Below are 16435 nucleotides of genomic sequence, written 5' to 3' on the forward strand. Positions count from 1 at the left end.
ACAAACGTGACTACATCTTCAACGGCACTCTGACCGTCACCGCGATCGTCATCTGGCTCCGAGACACCGTCCAAGAGCCATCAGAAACGACCTAGCGCGAGGTCCCCGCCGTCGCCGGGGGAAGTTCCACCTCCACCCCCGGGTCGCCCGCGTCCGCCGTGTAGTCCTCCGGGCTGGTCTGATCGATGCCCTCGGGGGCCTTCAGCGCCTTCAGGGCGAAGGTCAGGATCACCGTCACCGCCACGTTCAGGACGAAGGCCGTGAGGCCGATGTAGCCGATCTCCCCGATACCCGGGATCTCCTTCGACGAGCCGCCGAAGTGCTTCTGGGTGGGGGAGGCCACGCCGTACGCCGCGACCGTGCCGTAGACCATGCCGACCGCCCAGCCGGCGAGCAGGGCCCAGCGGTGGAACCAGCGGGTGAAGAGGCCGCCGACCAGGGACGGGAAGGTCTGCAGGATCCAGATGCCGCCCAGCAGCTGGAAGTTGATGGCGACCGTCTTGTCCATGGTGAGGACGAAGACCAGCGCGCCGACCTTCACCAGCAGCGACACGATCTTGGAGACCTGGGCCTCCTGCTTCGGCGTGGCGTCCGGCTTGATGAAGTCCTTGTAGATGTTGCGGGTGAAGAGGTTCGCGGCCGCGATGGACATGATGGCCGCCGGGACCAGCGCGCCGATGCCGATCGCCGCGAAGGCCACCCCGGCGAACCAGCTCGGGAACATGTTCTCGAAGAGCTGCGGGATCGCCAGCTGCCCGTTGGTGACCTTGACCCCGGCCGCGATGGCCATGAAGCCCAGCAGCGCGAGCAGGCCGAGCATCAGCGAGTACAGCGGCAGGATCGTGGTGTTGCGGCGGATCACCTCACGGCTCTTGGAGGAGAGCGTCGCGGTGATCGAGTGCGGGTACATGAAGAGCGCGAGCGCCGAGCCCAACGCCAGCGTGGCGTACGTCCATTGGGCGGGCTCGGCCGGTGCCAGGGCGCCGCGCGGCTTGCCCGTCGCCGGGTTGGTCTGGGCGAACGCGTGGCCCGCCTTGGCGAAGATGTCGTCGAAGCCGCCCAGCTTGATCGGGATGTAGATGATCGCCACCGCGATGACGATGTAGATCAGCGTGTCCTTCACGAACGCGATCAGGGCGGGGGCCCGGAGGCCGGAGGAGTAGGTGTAGGCCGCGAGCACACCGAAGGCGATCAGGAGCGGAAGGTCCTTCACGAACCAGTTGGTGTTCTCACCGCCGCCCACGCCCATGACGTCCAGCACGGCCTGGATGCCGACGAGTTGGAGCGCGATGTACGGCATCGTCGCGAGGATGCCGGTCAGCGCCACGGCCAGCGACAGGCCCTTGGAGCCGAAGCGGCCGCGCACGAAGTCGGAGGTCGTCACGTACCCGTGCTTGTGCGAGACCGACCACAGGCGCGGCAGGAACGTGAAGATCAGCGGGTAGACCAGGATCGTGTACGGCACGGCGAAGAAGCCGGCCGCGCCCGCCGCGTAGATCGCCGCCGGAACGGCGACGAAGGTGTACGCCGTGTACAGGTCGCCGCCCAGCAGGAACCAGGTGACCCAGGTGCCGAACGACCGTCCGCCCAGGCCCCATTCGTCGAGGCTGTGCTCGTTCTCGGCCTTGCGCCAGCGAGCGGCCAGGAAGCCCATGGCCGTGACGGCCAGGAAGAAGAAGATGAAGACGCCGAGCGCGACGCCGTTCACACCGTCCTTCACTTGCCCGCACCCCCCTTGCGGGCGCGCTGGTCACGCTGCCACAGCTTGTACGCGGTCATGGTCAGCGCCGTGGAGACCAGCACCCACAGCATCTGGTACCAGTAGAAGAACGGGATGCCGATGAACTCCGGGTCGGTCTTGGCGTAGGAGCCGACCCACAGCATCGCCACGAAGGGTGCGAGCAGGCAGATGGCGATGATCACGCGGACCGGGGTCACCACCGGTGGTCTCACTTCGGGTACTTCGGACATACGGCGGCTCCGTCCCCTAACGATCGCCCAGTGATCACATGTGCAACGCGCAGGCAATGTAGGTCACGGCGTCACGGCAGTGGAAGACCGCGTCGGGATATCGGTATGTCGATTCCGTGAAGACCCGCGGCGGGGGTGGAACCCCCGCCCCCTTCTACTCAGTCGACGGGCCTCTTCAGCCGCGCCACGAACTTGTACCGGTCCCCCCGGTACACCGACCGCACCCACTCCACCGGCTGTCCGTCCCTGTCCAGGGAGTGGCGGGAGAGCATCAGCATCGGCAGGCCCACGTCGGTGCCGAGCAGGCCGGCCTCGCGCGGGGTGGCCAGCGAGGTCTCGATGGTCTCCTCGGCCTCGGCGAGATGGACGTCGTACACCTCGGCCAACGCCGTGTACAGAGACGTGTACTTGACGAGGGACCGGCGCAGGGCCGGGAAGCGCTTGGCGCTGAGGTGGGTGGTCTCGATGGCCATCGGCTCGCCGTTGGCCATGCGCAGCCGCTCGATGCGCAGCACCCGGCCGCCGGCCGTGATGTCGAGGAGCCCGGCGAGCCGGTCGTCGGCGGTGATGTAGCCGATGTCCAGCAGCTGGGAGGTCGGCTCCAGGCCCTGGGCGCGCATGTCCTCGGTGTAGGAGGTCAGTTGCAGTGCCTGGGAGACCTTCGGCTTGGCGACGAACGTGCCCTTGCCCTGGATGCGTTCCAGGCGCCCCTCGACGACCAGTTCCTGCAGCGCCTGCCGCACGGTGGTGCGGGAGGTGTCGAACTCGGCGGCGAGGGTGCGCTCGGGCGGTACCGGTGTGCCGGGCGACTGTGTCTCCGTCATGTCCAGCAGGTGCTTCTTCAGGCGGTAGTACTTGGGCACGCGCGCCGTACGGACGCCTGCCCCGCCCTCGTGCTCCGCACTGCTGACGTCGGTACTCATGGTCTGCCTTCCCGGCTCCGGACGTGGGTCACGTCGTGATCCCCTCTGTATACCGTCGCCACCTGTTTTGGTCTAGTCCACAGAGCCAAGTGGTCTAGCGGACGAGACTACTCCGCCGCCGCTGTTTTCGCTGCCTTCTTACTTAAAGGTTCCTGCATATGTAGGTCGCATAACGGCTGGTCAGAGCCTTTTCGAGCACTCTTGACAGGCTTCGTGGTCTGGTCCAAGCTCCCGGTACTGGTCTACACCATTGGTTCAGGTCCCGGCGTATGGGCGGGGAGGTGTGGGCATCCCTGAGGAGGGTGGCGTGAAGCGCAAGCTGGCAGCCGCGATCGGTATCGCGGGCATGATGGTCTCGGTCGCTGCGTGTGGGGGAAGCGACAACAAGAGCTCGACGTCCGGCTCCGACGCCAAGGAGCTGACGGTCTGGCTCACCGTCGACGCCCAGAACAACTGGCCCAACCTCGTGAAGGCCGCCGACGCGGCCGTCGAGAAGGCCCACCCCGGCATCAAGATCAACCACGAGTACTACGGCTGGCCGGACAAGAACACCAAGCTCGACGCGGTCCTGGCCACCGACAAGGTGCCGGACGTGGTCGAGATGGGCAACACCGAGATGCTGAGCTACATGGTCAAGGGCGCCTTCGCCCCCGTCGACCCCGCGAAGTTCACCAACTCCTCCGCCTGGCTGGACGGCCTGAAGGCCTCGGTGACGTACGACGGCAAGACCTACGGCGTCCCGTACTACGCGGGTGGCCGGGTCGGCAACTGGCGCAAGGACCTCTTCGCCTCGGTGGGCGTGAAGTCCACGCCGAAGACGTACGCCGAACTCACCGCCGCCCTCGACAAGGTGCAGGCGAAGGAGGGCAACAAGTTCTCCGCCTGGTACCAGCCCACCCGTGACTGGTACGCGGCCATGTCCTTCGTCTACGACGCCGGCGGCTCCATAGCCAAGCAGGACGGCGGCCAGTGGAAGGGCAACCTCTCCTCGCCGGAGTCCGTCAAGGGCCTCACCGAGTTCAAGAACGTCATCGACAAGTACATGCACGGTGACAAGACCAAGGACGAGTCCGACCGTTACATCGTCTACGGCCAGGGCAAGTCCGGCATGATCTTCGGTGCCGCCTGGGAGGGCGCGACCTCCGCCGACCCGAAGAACGACAAGACCGGCAAGCTGAAGAACAACCTCGAGAACTTCGTGATGCCGGGTCCGTCCGGCAAGAACCTGCCCGTCTTCCTGGGCGGTTCGGACCTCGCCATCCCGGTCAAGTCCAAGGCGCAGGGCGTCGCCGCCGAGTGGATCAACGCCTTCACCGGCCCCTCCGGTCAGAAGGGCCTGATGGCCAAGGGCAACCTGCCCAACAACAAGACCGACCTCCAGACCCTGAAGAACGACCCCGCGACGGCGGTCCCGGCCACCGCGGCCGAGTCCAACTGGTTCGTCCCGATGGCGCCCGGCTGGGGCCAGGTCGAGAAGGCCCAGGTGCTGCAGACCATGCTGCAGAGCATCGGCACCGGCAAGCAGTCGGTCGAGGCCGCCGCGAAGGCCGCGGACGCCGCGATCGACAAGGTCATCAACACCAAGTGACCTGAGGGCAGGGCCCTTTCGACCCCGGGGCATACGTCCGGGGCGGGGGCCCTGCCTCTCGTACGACCGTACGACCTGAGGGACCGCTGAGGAGCGCGCGATGAGTGCCGCAGACACGACCACCCCTGCCAAGGTGCCGCCGCCGCGGCAGGCGCCGCCGTCACCACCGTCCGCCCCGGACGCGCCACGCAGAGGCCGCAACTCGGGCGGCGCGGCCACACCGTGGCTGCTGCTCGCCCCCTGTCTGCTGATCCTCGCCCTGGTCATGGGCTACCCCATGGTCCGCCTGGTCACCCTGTCCTTCCAGAAGTTCGGGCAGTCCCAGCTGTGGGGTTTCCAGCCGGCCGAATGGGTCGGGTTCGCCAACTTCACCGGGGTGCTGGGCGACACCCAGTTCTGGCAGGTCGTGCTGCGCACGATCATCTTCGCCGCCGGGTCGGTCATCTTCACGATGGTCCTCGGCATGCTGGTCGCGCTGCTGCTGCAGCGCGTCTCCGGCTGGGTGAAGACACTGGTCAACATCGTGCTGGTGGCCAGCTGGGGCATGCCGATCATCGTCGCCACGACCGTCTTCAAGTGGCTGTTCGACAGCGACTACGGCATCCTCAACGCGCTGCTCAGCAAGCTGCCCGGGGTGGAGCTGATCGGCCACAACTGGTTCGCGAGCGGCCCGCAGGGCCTGGCCGTCATCATGCTGCTCGTGGTGTGGGGCGCCGTGCCCTTCGTCGTCATCACCCTCAGCGCCGGACTCACCCAGGTCCCGGCGGAGTTGGAGGAGGCGGCCCGGCTGGACGGCGCGGGCTCCTGGGGCGTCTTCCGGTACGTCACCCTGCCCATCCTCAAGCCGATCATCGTGATGCTCACGACCCTGTCGGTGATCTGGGACATGGGCGTCTTCCCGCAGGTCTTCGTGATGCGCGACGGCCATCCCGAGGACGAGTTCCAGCTCCTGACGACCTACTCCTACGACCGCGCCTTCCAGGTCAACGACTACGCGCAGGGCTCCGCGATCGCCCTGATCACCGTGCTGTTGCTGCTGGGCGTGGTCGCCGTGTACATGCGCCAGATGCTGAAGATCGGAGACGTGGAATGACCGGCATGAGCGGTGCGATCACCACGGGGCGGCGGCCCCGCAAGTCCAAGCTCGGCTGGAACCTCCTCGGTCTCCTCGTCTTCCTGACCGCCGGCTTCCCCGTCTACTGGATGCTCAACACGGCCATCAAACCGGCCAAGGACACCATCGACCCCGACCCGAGCCTCTTCCCGACCGGCTTCACCCTGGCCAACTTCCGCCGGGCGCTGGACATCGCGGACTTCTGGGGCCCGGTCGGCCGCAGCCTGATCGTCTCGCTGTCGGTCGTGGTGATCGGCATGGTCGTCGGCCTGCTGGCGGCGCTCGCCATCTCCCGGTTCGCCTTCCGCGGCCGCAAGGTCGTCATCATCGGCATCCTCGCCGTCCAGATGGTCCCGCTGGTGGCCATGATCATCCCGGTCTTCCTGCTCCTCAACGACCTGAAGCAGTACGACAAGCTCTCGGGCCTGATCATCACGTACCTGACCTTCATCCTCCCCTTCACGGTGTGGACGCTGCGCGGCTTCATCGTCAACATCCCCCGGGAACTGGAGGAGGCGGCGATGGTCGACGGCTGCTCCCGCACCGGCGCCTTCATCCGCGTGGTCTTCCCGCTGCTGGCCCCCGGCATGGTCGCCACCTCGGTCTACGCCTTCATCCAGGCCTGGAACGAGTACATCTACGCCCTCATGCTGCTCAGCCAGCAGCACCAGACCGCGACCGTCTGGCTCGGCAACTTCACCACCAAACACGGCACCGAGTACGCCCCGATGATGGCCGGCGCCACCATGATGGCCGTGCCGATCGTCGCCCTCTTCCTCCTCGTCCAGCGCAAGATGGCCGCGGGCCTGACCGCGGGCGCCGTGAAGGGATAACGCCCCCGATGACGACAATCGCCAGCGGCTCCGACACCCTGACCCGCGACGCCCTCACGGTCCTGCAACCGGGTTTCACCGGCACCACCGCCCCCGACTGGCTGCTGCGCCGCCTCGGGGAGGGCCTCGCCTCCGTCGGCCTCTTCGGCCGCAACATCGCCTCCACCGAACAACTGGCGGCCCTGACCGCGCAGTTGCGCGCCGAGCGGGACGACGTGCTCGTCGCCGTCGACGAGGAGGGCGGTGACGTCACCCGCCTGGAGGTGCGCACCGGCTCCTCCTTCCCCGGCAACAACGCGCTGGGCGCGGTCGACGACGTGGAACTGACCCGGCAGGTCGCCACCGAACTGGGCCGCCGCCTCGCCGTCTGCGGGGTGAACCTCAACTGGGCCCCCTCCGCCGACGTCAACTCCAACCCCGCGAACCCGGTCATCGGCGTGCGCTCCTTCGGCGCCGACACCGACCTGGTGGCCCGGCACACGGCGGCCTACGTCACCGGCCTGCAGTCCGCCGGGGTCGCCGCCTGCACCAAGCACTTCCCGGGCCACGGGGACACGGCCGTCGACTCCCACCACGCGCTCCCGCGCATCGACGTGTCCGCCGAGGTGCTCTCGGCCCGCGAACTCGCCCCGTTCCGCGCGGCCCTCGCCGCCGGCACCCGGGCCGTCATGAGCGCCCACATCCTGGTCCCGGCCCTCGACCCGGTCCGCCCCGCGACCCTGTCCCGCCCGGTCCTGACCCGGCTGCTGCGCGGCGAACTCGGCTACGAGGGGCTGATCGTCACCGACGGCATGGAGATGCGGGCGATCGCGGCCACGTACGGCATCGAGCGCGGCAGCGTCCTGGCCATCGCGGCCGGCGCCGACGCGATCTGTGTGGGCGGCGGCCTCGCCGACGACGAGACGGTACGGCGGCTGCGCGACGCCCTGGTCACGGCGGTCCGCACCGGCGAACTCCCCGAGGCCCGCCTGGCGGACGCGGCGGAACGGGTACGCACCCTGGCCCGCTGGACGGCCGCGGCAGGCGCCGCCGACGCCAGGCCGCCGGCCGACGAGGAGGCGGGCCTGCGCGCGGCCCGCCGCGCCCTCAGGCTGACGTCCGCCCAGCCCTTCACGCCCCTCACCGAACCGCCCTACGTTGCCGCCCTCACCCCGGTCGCCAACATCGCCGTGGGCGAGGAGACGCCCTGGGGCGTGGCCGCGGAACTCTCCCGGCTGCTCCCGGGCACCGAAACGGGAACGTTCGCCGGAGAGGACGCCGGCCTGGCCACCCTGGCGGCGGCCGGCAGGCGCCGGATCGTGGCGGTGGTCCGCGACGAACACCGCCACCCCTGGATGGGGAGGGCCCTGGACACCGTCCTGCGCACCCGCCCCGACACCATCGTGGTCGAAATGGGCCTCCCCCAGGCCCCACCCCGAGGCACCCTCCACATAGCCACCCACGGCGCGGCCCGAGTCTGCGGCCGAGCGGCGGCGGAGATCATCGCGGGGGAGTAGCTCACGGTTCTCGAGACGATTCAGGCGCCGGGCCCTTCTCATGGCCCGGCGCCTGCAACGTCCTCAGGGGCGCGGCACTGTATCGATATGCGGCTCCGCCGCGTGGGCGCGACCAGCCCCCACCGACCCGCACCCCGCAACAAACCGTCAGATCCCCTGCCAGTCCGGCTTGTTCACATACGTGTGCCGGAAGTAGTCCGCCAGCTTCAGCTTCGAAGCAGCGGCCTCATCCACAACCACCGTCGCGTGCGGATGCATCTGCAACGCCGACGCCGGACACACAGAGGCAAGCGGCCCCTCCACCGTCGCGGCGACCGCCTCCGCCTTCCCTTCCCCCGTCGCGAGCAGCACCACATGCCGAGCCTCGAGGATCGTCCCGATGCCCTGCGTGATCACGTGATGCGGCACCGCCTCGACGTCCCCGTCGAAGAACCGCGCGTTGTCCACCCGCGTCTGCTCGGTCAGCGTCTTGATCCGCGTCCGCGAGGCCAGCGAGGAGCACGGCTCGTTGAAGCCGATGTGCCCGTCGGTCCCGATCCCGAGCAACTGCAGGTCCACGCCCCCGGCCGCCGCCAGCGCCGCGTCGTACGCGTCGCACGCGCCCTGCACGTCCTCGGCCGTCCCGTCGGGCCCCAGGAACGCCTCCATGCCGATGCCGAGCGGCTCCAGCACCTCGCGCCGGAGCACGGAACGGTACGACTCGGGGTGCTCGGCCGGCAGGCCCACGTACTCGTCGAGCTGCGCTATCCGCGCCCGTGAGACGTCCACGGCACCGGTGCGCACCCGGGCCGCCAGCGCCTCGTACACGGGCAGCGGAGTCGACCCCGTGGCCACGCCGAGCAGCGCGTCCGGCTTGCGCCGCAACAGCCGTGCCATGGCCTCGGCGACGAGCTCGCCACCCGACCTGGCGTCCGGAACGATGACAACTTCCACGCTGGGGCCTGCCGTTCTGAAGGACCGTGAAGGACTATGCGGTTTGGACTATGTGGTTTAGACCAATCTGTGCGGGGTCAATCTAACAGAGCGGGATCCCGCGGCCCAGGTCGTCCGAACCCTGAAACCGCCCGCTCGGGAGCCGTTCACGCGCCGGACGGGCACCATGGGGGCCGGGGGAGTGCAATGGGTACCGCAGCGCAGCCCGATCCAGGAGGAACCACCATGACCGCCACGCCACCGGAGCCGCAGACCGACGTCCCGGGCCGGATCATGGCCCGTGAGATGGCCGAGCAGCCCGCCGTACTGCGGCGGATCCTGGACGAGGGCGCCCCGGCGATCCGGCAGGTGGCCCAGGAGATCGCCGCCCGCCGGCCCCGGTTCGTCCTGCTGACCGCGCGCGGCACCTCCGACAACGCCGCCCTGTACGCCAAGTACCTGCTGGAGATCCGCCTCGGCCTGCCCTGCGGGCTGACCTCGATGTCCACCACCACGGCGTACGGTGCCCGCCCCGACCTCACGGACGTCCTGGTGATCACCGTCAGCCAGTCCGGCGGCTCCCCTGACCTGGTGGCCTCGACCCGGGCGGCACGCGAGGCCGGCGCGATCACCCTCGCCGTCACCAACAACCCCGACTCACCGCTGGCCGGCGTCTCCGAGTACCACGTCGACATCATGGCCGGACCGGAGAAGGCGCTCCCGGCGACCAAGACGTACACCGCCTCCCTCCTCGCCCTCTACCTCTTCGTCGAGGGACTGCACGGCGGCGACGGCGGCGCGGCGAAGGTGCTCCCGGACCTCGCCGAGCAGCTGCTCGCCCGGCAGGACGAGGTCCGCGCCCTCGCCGCCCGCTACCGCTTCGCCGAGCGCATGGTCATCACCTCCCGCGGTTACGGCTATCCCACGGCCAAGGAGGCGGCGCTGAAGCTGATGGAGACGAGCTACATCCCCGCTCTCTCCTACTCCGGCGCCGACCTGCTGCACGGCCCGCTCGCCATGGTCGACAACGTCTCCCCGGTCATCGCGGTGGTCACCGACGGCAAGGGCGGCGAGGCCCTCCAGCCGGTCCTGGACCGGCTGCGCGGCCGCGGCGCCGATCTCTTCGTCGTCGGTCCCCGGGAGCAGGTCGAGCGGGCCTCGGCCGGTCTGGTGCTGCCCACCGAGGGCGTCGCCGAGGAGGTCCAGCCGATCCTGGAGATCATCCCCCTCCAGCTCCTCGCCTACGAGGTCACCATCGCCCGCGGCCAGGACCCGGACGCCCCCCGCGCCCTGGCGAAGGTGACGGAGACCCACTGACCCTTCGCCGGTACCCGCAGTACAGTCCGGCCATGGTGGACTGCGTCGAGACGAGCATGGCGCCCCGAGCCTGTACGCCGTCTTCGGCGACGAACGCGCGCTGTCGACGAGATCGTGACCGTCCACCGGGCCCGCCACGGCGCCTTCACCGGCCGCGCGCTCGCCGAGGAGCCCACCGCCCGGGCGGCCGTCGAGCGGGCGCTGCGGGAGGCCCAGCTGCCCACCTGGCGCCGGGCCGCAGCCGCGTACCCGGCGACGCCGGGCCGCCCGTACGGCTGCCGCGTCCTCCACTCGGCCGCCAACTGCACCGCCCCCGAGGTCGAGGAGTTACTGCGCGCGCGGCGCGACGCCGACGTCGCCGCGTTCGAGAGCCGTACGCGATGATCCAGGGCATGCCGCAACAACAGCGGGACGGGGTGAGCCGGGAGCGGTCGGCAGGTCTTGCCGAAATTGCCATGTCCATCTGGCCCCGCACATGAACCCACACGGGTTAGGCTGCGTGATGGACAACAGGGCGTCCCAGTAGCCGTAGAGCCGGTCGGGAAATAACAACAACCAACAGGCTCCAACGCATGGACACGCACAGTGGTCTAGTCCACAATTGAAGCGAACTTCCGCCCTCCCCGCACAGGAGGACGGACCGAGGAACCGGAGCTCTCTGCCCTGACTGCCCCGGCTCCTCGACCTTCGGCCGACCGGGACCGCACAGCCCGCGGCCGATGCTGCTCCGGGCTGCGGTGCCGGGAGGGTTGAGGGTCCCTCCCAGGCGCCGCGGCCCGCGGGTGTTCTCAGGCCGCTTTTCGGCCACCCACATACCGCCAGGTACGCTCGCACCCGTGCCCTCCATGAACGAACTGGTCCGCCAGCACACCGCCCTCGACGACTCCGACCTCGAGTGGCTCCACCTGCTGGTCTCGGAGTGGCAGCTGCTCTCCGACCTCTCCTTCGCCGACCTCGTCCTGTGGGTGCCCACCAGCGACGGCACCCGGTACGTCTCCGTCGCCCAGATGCGGCCCAACACCGGGCCCACCTCCTACCAGGACGACATGGTCGGCCACCTCGTCCCGCGCGGCCGCCGCCCGATGCTGGACGCGGCGCTCGACGAGGGCCGGATCGTGCGCGAGGGCGACCCCGAGTGGCGGGAGGAGGTCCCGGTCCGGGTCGAGTCGATCCCGGTGCGACGGGAGGGGCGCGTCCTCGGTGTCATCGCGCGCAACACCAACCTGCTCACCGTGCGCACCCCGAGCCGGCTCGAACTGACCTACCTGCAGAGCGCCTCGGACCTCGCGCAGATGATCGCGGCCGGCGCCTTCCCCTTCGCGAACCAGCAGATGGACATGGACGCCGCCCCCCGCGTGGGCGACGGCCTGATCCGTCTCGACGCGGACGGCATCGTCCAGTACGCCTCCCCGAACGCCTTGTCCGCCTACCACCGCATGGGCCTCGCCTCCGACCTCGTCGGCCAGCACCTCGGCCGGACGACGGCCGAACTCGCCCCGACCCGCGGCCCGGTGGACGAGGCGCTCGCCAAGGTGGCCAGCGGCTGGGCGCCCCGCGAGTTCGAGATCGAGGCCCACGACGGGGTCATCCAGTTCCGCGCGATCCCGCTCAAACCCAAGGGCACCCGCATCGGTTCGCTGGTCCTGCTCCGGGACGTCACGGAACTGCGCCGCCGCGAGCGCGAGTTGATCACCAAGGACGCCACCATCCGGGAGATCCACCACCGGGTGAAGAACAACCTCCAGACCGTGGCTGCCCTGTTGCGTCTGCAGGCCCGCCGCATCGAGTCCGACCGCGGCCGGGAGGCCCTGGAGGAGGCGGTGCGCCGGGTCGGGTCGATCGCGATCGTGCACGAGACGCTCTCCCAGAACCTCGACGAGCGCGTGGAGTTCGACGAGATCGCCGACCGGGTGCTCGCGATGGTCGCCGAGATCTCGCCGGGCAAGGTCACCGGCCGCCGCAGCGGCCGCTTCGGCATCCTGGACGCCGAGGTCGCCACCCCGCTGTCGATGGTTCTCACCGAGGTCCTGCAGAACGCCCTCGAACACGGCTTCCGCGAGGGCGAGACCGGCACGGTCGAGGTCTCCGCCGTCCGCGGCGGCACCACCAAGGAGGCCCGCCTCCTGGTCACCGTCCAGGACGACGGCGTCGGTCTGCCCGAGGGCTTCGACCCGCACACCGCCGGCAACCTCGGCCTGCAGATCGTACGGACCCTGGTGGAGGGCGAGTTGGGCGGCACGTTCGACATGGTGCCGGCGCCGGAGCGGGGGACCCGGGTGATCTTCGACGTACCGGTGCGGGCGCACAAGTAGTCCGCAGTAGTCCGCGGGTAAGCGGCGAGCACAGCAAAAAGCCCCGGATCCGGGGGGATCCAGGGCCAGTCGCTCGTTGCTGCTCTATTACTAGGCGCACCGGGGATACTGCGCGCTGCGGCTCGGGGGCGGGAGATGCGTACTCGCTGTACGCGCCGCCAAGCTCAGGCTGTCGCGGGGCGGGTGCGTCAGGCGGAGGCCTGACGGGCCCGGTTGCGGGCGGCGCGGCGCTTCATGGCGCGGCGCTCGTCCTCGCTGAGACCACCCCAGACGCCGGAGTCCTGACCGGACTCGAGCGCCCACTGCAGACACTGATCCATGACGGGGCAGCGACGGCAGACGGCCTTGGCTTCCTCGATCTGCAGCAGCGCAGGACCGGTGTTGCCGATGGGGAAGAAGAGCTCGGGGTCTTCCTCGCGGCAAACGGCGTTGTGACGCCAGTCCATGGCTGCTACCTCTCCTTGGTATTACGTGCAGGTGCTTGTGAATGTGAACGCTTTCACGAATCCCTCAACAAGTGAAGGGCCGACCGCCGAGTCTCCCCGGCGTGGTCCTGAGATTGAAGAGGGGTTCCGGTGATCTGTGGATGCCGGTGTTGCGGGCTGTCCCGATCGCCACGTAGAGACTCGCAAACCTCAGCGGCGGATACAACCCCTTCCGGAAAGTTTTTTTTGATTCCTCGGTGTCGACTAGGTCACAGCCGTACTTCCATGGGGTGGACCCTGGCCTAAACGTTCGAGTGAAAGGACTTTAGCCCCTTCTGCTCACACAATCACACGCAGTGCACGGCGTACGCCTGTGAACGTCACGCTCGTACGCAGTCCGAGGTGGTCGCCGTCCATCTGAAGGGGGAGAGGCGCCTTCGAATGCAAGGTGAACCCGTCCAGGTCGTGCAGGGACACGACGTGCTTTCCATGGGGTCCCCGCTCGGGGGACGAAGTGAGCAACTGCGTGGCATACCGGGCAGCCGTGACCGTGGACATGCGGCTGACGCCGAGTACGTCGAGCCCGGTATCGAACGAAGCCTTAGGCGACGCGTACACCGGACGATTGCCCAGATACGTCCAGGGCGACGTGTTGCAGATTATGGACATCACCAGATCGGTCACCGGTTCCTCGCCGGGCCGCTCCAGCGTGATGGTGCCGTGCCGCCGGTGGGGCTCCTGCAGGAACTGACGGGCGACCTGGCGCAGGTAAAGGGCGTGTGTGGACTTCTTACCCAGTTCGCGCTGCTGCTCCACTCGCCCGACCACGCCGGCGTCGAAACCGAGCCCCGCGCAGAAGGTGAACCAGCGCGCGGGCACCGACTCGTCCTCGGTCCCCGGCGTCCCCGTGGCCAGCCCCATGCCGACCGCGCGCTCGCTGCCCTGGTGCAGGGCGTCCAGCACGGCGCCCGTCGCCTCGACGGCGTCGTTGGGCAGGCCCAGGGCGCGGGCGAAGACATTGGTGGAGCCGCCCGGGACCACGGCGAGGCGGGGCAGGCCGTCCGGATTGGGGCCGGCGTGCAACAGACCGTTGACGACCTCGTTGACCGTGCCGTCGCCGCCGAGGGCCACCACGAGGTCGATGTCGTCGCTGTCGGCCGCCTGCCGGGCCAGGTCGCGTGCGTGGCCGCGGTACTCGGTGGTGACCGCCTCGAGCTTCATCTCGCTCGCCAGCGCGTGGATCAACACGTCGCGTCTGCGTGCGCTGGTGGTGGTTGCCGCCGGGTTGACCACGAGGAGTGCACGCATGAGTTGCAGCGTACCTACTGCCTGGTACCGGGCACAGCGCGAGGTAGGGATCAGGTAAGAGGAGGGGCGTGAGTCTCGCCACCCGGGGCCGGCTCAACCCCGCCGAGAGGGCCTGCGTCCCCCGGGCCCGCCCCCGCGCCGACCGGCCTCCCCAGGGCTACCCTTCAGGGGTGACCAGTGAGAAGACCCCCGCCACCGAGGAAGACACCGGCCCCCGCCCGCGGCGCCTGACGTACGCCGCCGCGCTCGCCGGGCTGGAAGGGCTCGCACTGACCGTCGGGGGCGTCTGGATGCTCGTGGAGGGCCTCGTGGGCTCCCCGGACGACCGGGGCTCCGCCGTCACCGGCGGCGTCACCCTGCTCGTCCTGGCGCTGCTGCCCCTGCTGGCCGCGGGCGGACTGCTGGCGCGCAGGAGCTGGAGCCGGGGGCCGGCCGTGATCACCCAGGTCATGGCGCTGCCGGTGGCCTACAACCTGCTGCAGGCCGACAGCGTGGCGATCCCCGCCGGGATCGCGCTGGCGGTCATCGCCGTCACCGCCCTGGTGCTGCTGGTCAACCCCGTGACGACCCAGGCCCTCGGGATCAAGGGTCCGGGCCGCGCCCAGGACGGCAAGCAGTAGTGCCGTAGGGCTACTCCTCCACCAGCAGCTTCTCCCGCAGCTGGGCCAGGGTGCGGGCCAGCAGCCGGGAGACGTGCATCTGGGAGATGCCGACCTCCTGCGCGATCTGCGACTGGGTCATGTTCCCGAAGAAGCGCAGCAGCAGGATCCGTTTCTCCCTCGGCGGCAGGTCCTCCAGCAGCGGCTTGAGCGACTCGCGGTACTCGACGCCCTCCAGCGCCTCGTCCTCGGCGCCCAGGGTGTCCGCGACCGCCGGGGACTCGTCGTCGGTGTCGGGGACGTCCAGGGACAGCGTCGAGTAGGCGTTGGCCGACTCCAGGCCCTCCAGGACCTCCTCCTCCGAGATCGCCAGCTTCTCGGCGAGCTCGTGCACGGTCGGGGAGCGGCCGTGCTGCTGGGACAGCTCCGCGGTGGCCGTGGTGAGCGCGAGGCGCAGCTCCTGCAGGCGCCGTGGCACCCGCACCGCCCAGCCCTTGTCGCGGAAGTGGCGCTTGATCTCGCCGACGACCGTCGGGGTCGCGTAGGTCGAGAACTCCACCCCGCGGTCCGGGTCGAAGCGGTCGACGGACTTGATCAGGCCGATGGTGGCGACCTGGGTGAGGTCGTCCAGCGGCTCGCCGCGGTTGCGGAAGCGGCGCGCGAGGTGCTCGACCAGCGGCAGGTGCATACGGACCAGTTTGTTGCGCAGCTCCGCGTACTCCGGGCTGCCGTCCTTCAGCCCACGCAGTTCGACGAACATCGCGCGCGCTCCGCTGCGGTCCTGTGCGTCGTGCTGCGTGGCCTGCTGCACGCTCTGCGCGTCCTGCTGCTCGTCTCGCTCGTGCTCGCTCATCGTCCCGCCCGTTGTCCTTCGCCCAGCCCTCGCCTGCGGCGGGGCCGGGGTGATCCCGTTCGGCCCGTCCGCAGGGGTGCCAGGCGCGGCGCCTTCCCGATCCCGCCGGCCGCCGTCGTCCAGGAAGCCGGTCGCCGCCACTGGGCCGGCGTCCTCCTCCGGATGCGGCCGGGCCTGCTCGGGGATGCCGGCCATGCCCGCCGTGACCTCGATGCCGGCCCTGTCGCCGACGGGCTCCCCCGTGTGACGGGACCCGCCTGTGCCCTCGGCCGGCAGCTCCCGTGTGCCGCGCTCTTCGTCACGCACCGGCCCGTCCCCTGTCCTCACGCCGGCCCGGGTCCCGCGCCGCGCTGTTTGTAGAGGCTGATCGAAACGGTTTTGTCCTCGTCCACGGCGGAGGAGACCTTGCCCGCGAGAGCGGACAGCACGGTCCAGGCGAAGGTGTCCCGCGAGGGGGCGTGACCGTCCGTGGTCGGGGCCGAGACGGTGACCTCGAGGGAGTCGTCGACGAGCCGGAAGACACAGCTGAGCACCGAGCCGGGCACGGCCTGCTGCAGCAGGATCGCGCAGGCCTCGTCGACCGCGATGCGCAGGTCCTCGATCTCGTCGAGGGTGAAGTCCAAACGGGCCGCGAGGCCGGCTGTGGCCGTACGCAGCACCGACAGGTAGGCACCCGCGGCCGGCAGCCGGACTTCCACGAAGTCCTGGGTCGCGGGCTCGCCTGCGATCTGGGACACCCTCACCTCCATGGTGGTACAAGCTTTACGGGGCCGAGGGTCGCCCC

Annotated in this window: 15 protein-coding genes and 1 pseudogene; 8 read left to right on the top strand and 8 right to left on the bottom strand. The window is 69.6% G+C overall.

Features of this window, described 5'->3' with window-relative positions:
* Positions 1–91: 91 nt before the first annotated feature.
* From mctP to ACWCQ1_RS41405, 3 genes are all read right to left on the bottom strand, one after another.
* The gene (mctP, locus tag ACWCQ1_RS41395; protein WP_451028790.1) at positions 92–1720 is read right to left on the bottom strand and encodes a monocarboxylate uptake permease MctP; all 1629 of its coding nucleotides are present in this window, start codon (positions 1718–1720) and stop codon (positions 92–94) included.
* The gene (locus tag ACWCQ1_RS41400) at positions 1717–1971 is read right to left on the bottom strand and encodes a DUF3311 domain-containing protein (RefSeq protein ID WP_356949488.1); all 255 of its coding nucleotides are present in this window, start codon (positions 1969–1971) and stop codon (positions 1717–1719) included. Before ACWCQ1_RS41400 ends, mctP begins: the two co-directional genes overlap by 4 nt.
* A gap of 158 nt (positions 1972–2129) precedes the next feature.
* The gene (locus ACWCQ1_RS41405; RefSeq protein WP_358594077.1) at positions 2130–2894 is read right to left on the bottom strand and encodes a GntR family transcriptional regulator; all 765 of its coding nucleotides are present in this window, start codon (positions 2892–2894) and stop codon (positions 2130–2132) included.
* A gap of 307 nt (positions 2895–3201) precedes the next feature.
* On the opposite strand from ACWCQ1_RS41405, the gene ACWCQ1_RS41410 reads away from it, so the two are divergent.
* From ACWCQ1_RS41410 to ACWCQ1_RS41425, 4 genes are all read left to right on the top strand, one after another.
* On the top strand, positions 3202–4482 hold the full coding sequence (locus ACWCQ1_RS41410) for an extracellular solute-binding protein (protein ID WP_133044563.1): 1281 nt from the start codon (positions 3202–3204) through the stop codon (positions 4480–4482).
* Positions 4483–4582: 100 nt separating this feature from the next.
* Positions 4583–5575, top strand: coding sequence for a carbohydrate ABC transporter permease (locus tag ACWCQ1_RS41415; protein WP_133044564.1), 993 nt, complete (start codon positions 4583–4585; stop codon positions 5573–5575).
* Positions 5572–6429, top strand: a complete 858-nt coding sequence (locus tag ACWCQ1_RS41420) for a carbohydrate ABC transporter permease (RefSeq protein ID WP_133044565.1) — start codon at positions 5572–5574, stop codon at positions 6427–6429. The genes ACWCQ1_RS41415 and ACWCQ1_RS41420 overlap by 4 nt, the downstream gene beginning before the upstream one ends.
* 8 nt (positions 6430–6437) lie before the next feature.
* Complete coding sequence (locus ACWCQ1_RS41425; RefSeq protein WP_358594072.1) at positions 6438–7925, top strand: glycoside hydrolase family 3 protein; 1488 nt, start codon at positions 6438–6440, stop codon at positions 7923–7925.
* 147 nt (positions 7926–8072) lie between these two features.
* On the opposite strand, the gene nagB is transcribed toward ACWCQ1_RS41425, so the two are convergent.
* Positions 8073–8858, bottom strand: coding sequence for a glucosamine-6-phosphate deaminase (gene nagB, locus ACWCQ1_RS41430; RefSeq protein WP_451028791.1), 786 nt, complete (start codon positions 8856–8858; stop codon positions 8073–8075).
* Between the two features lie 225 nt (positions 8859–9083).
* Between nagB and ACWCQ1_RS41435 the strand changes: the two genes are divergently transcribed.
* The 3 genes and pseudogenes from ACWCQ1_RS41435 (at position 9084) to ACWCQ1_RS41445 (ending at position 12466) form a co-directional block, all read left to right on the top strand.
* Entirely contained in the window at positions 9084–10154 is a 1071-nt protein-coding gene (locus ACWCQ1_RS41435) for an SIS domain-containing protein (protein ID WP_358594068.1), read from the top strand.
* Positions 10155–10212: 58 nt separating this feature from the next.
* A pseudogene (locus tag ACWCQ1_RS41440) lies at positions 10213–10633 on the top strand (TetR/AcrR family transcriptional regulator); the annotation flags it as partial.
* Positions 10634–10999: 366 nt separating this feature from the next.
* Positions 11000–12466, top strand: coding sequence for a sensor histidine kinase (locus tag ACWCQ1_RS41445; RefSeq protein WP_133044755.1), 1467 nt, complete (start codon positions 11000–11002; stop codon positions 12464–12466).
* Positions 12467–12654: 188 nt separating this feature from the next.
* Here the strand turns inward: ACWCQ1_RS41445 and ACWCQ1_RS41450 are convergent, their stop codons facing one another.
* Together ACWCQ1_RS41450 and ACWCQ1_RS41455 are read right to left on the bottom strand one after the other, a co-directional pair.
* Entirely contained in the window at positions 12655–12912 is a 258-nt protein-coding gene (locus ACWCQ1_RS41450; protein ID WP_006142322.1) for a WhiB family transcriptional regulator, read from the bottom strand.
* Positions 12913–13230: 318 nt separating this feature from the next.
* The gene (locus ACWCQ1_RS41455; protein ID WP_133044569.1) at positions 13231–14199 is read right to left on the bottom strand and encodes a diacylglycerol/lipid kinase family protein; all 969 of its coding nucleotides are present in this window, start codon (positions 14197–14199) and stop codon (positions 13231–13233) included.
* Positions 14200–14369: 170 nt separating this feature from the next.
* On the opposite strand from ACWCQ1_RS41455, the gene ACWCQ1_RS41460 reads away from it, so the two are divergent.
* Positions 14370–14819, top strand: a complete 450-nt coding sequence (locus ACWCQ1_RS41460; protein WP_358594065.1) for a hypothetical protein — start codon at positions 14370–14372, stop codon at positions 14817–14819.
* Between the two features lie 10 nt (positions 14820–14829).
* On the opposite strand, the gene ACWCQ1_RS41465 is transcribed toward ACWCQ1_RS41460, so the two are convergent.
* Together ACWCQ1_RS41465 and ACWCQ1_RS41470 are read right to left on the bottom strand one after the other, a co-directional pair.
* Positions 14830–15957, bottom strand: a complete 1128-nt coding sequence (locus ACWCQ1_RS41465; protein WP_133044571.1) for an RNA polymerase sigma factor SigF — start codon at positions 15955–15957, stop codon at positions 14830–14832.
* A gap of 17 nt (positions 15958–15974) precedes the next feature.
* On the bottom strand, positions 15975–16388 hold the full coding sequence (locus tag ACWCQ1_RS41470; RefSeq protein ID WP_004925829.1) for an ATP-binding protein: 414 nt from the start codon (positions 16386–16388) through the stop codon (positions 15975–15977).
* Between the last annotated feature and the right edge of the window lie 47 nt (positions 16389–16435).

This window comes from Streptomyces sp. NPDC002144 (assembly GCF_053593695.1).

Bases quoted from the DNA above. Each gene is read 5' to 3' on its own strand.
- ACWCQ1_RS41400 (WP_356949488.1), bottom strand. From the start codon at position 1,971: ATGTCCGAAGTACCCGAAGTGAGACCACCGGTGGTGACCCCGGTCCGC.
- ACWCQ1_RS41405 (WP_358594077.1), bottom strand. From the start codon at position 2,894: ATGAGTACCGACGTCAGCAGTGCGGAGCACGAGGGCGGGGCAGGCGTC.
- ACWCQ1_RS41415 (WP_133044564.1), top strand. From the start codon at position 4,583: ATGAGTGCCGCAGACACGACCACCCCTGCCAAGGTGCCGCCGCCGCGG.
- ACWCQ1_RS41420 (WP_133044565.1), top strand. From the start codon at position 5,572: ATGACCGGCATGAGCGGTGCGATCACCACGGGGCGGCGGCCCCGCAAG.
- ACWCQ1_RS41425 (WP_358594072.1), top strand. From the start codon at position 6,438: ATGACGACAATCGCCAGCGGCTCCGACACCCTGACCCGCGACGCCCTC.
- ACWCQ1_RS41435 (WP_358594068.1), top strand. From the start codon at position 9,084: ATGACCGCCACGCCACCGGAGCCGCAGACCGACGTCCCGGGCCGGATC.
- ACWCQ1_RS41445 (WP_133044755.1), top strand. From the start codon at position 11,000: ATGAACGAACTGGTCCGCCAGCACACCGCCCTCGACGACTCCGACCTC.
- ACWCQ1_RS41450 (WP_006142322.1), bottom strand. From the start codon at position 12,912: ATGGACTGGCGTCACAACGCCGTTTGCCGCGAGGAAGACCCCGAGCTC.
- ACWCQ1_RS41455 (WP_133044569.1), bottom strand. From the start codon at position 14,199: ATGCGTGCACTCCTCGTGGTCAACCCGGCGGCAACCACCACCAGCGCA.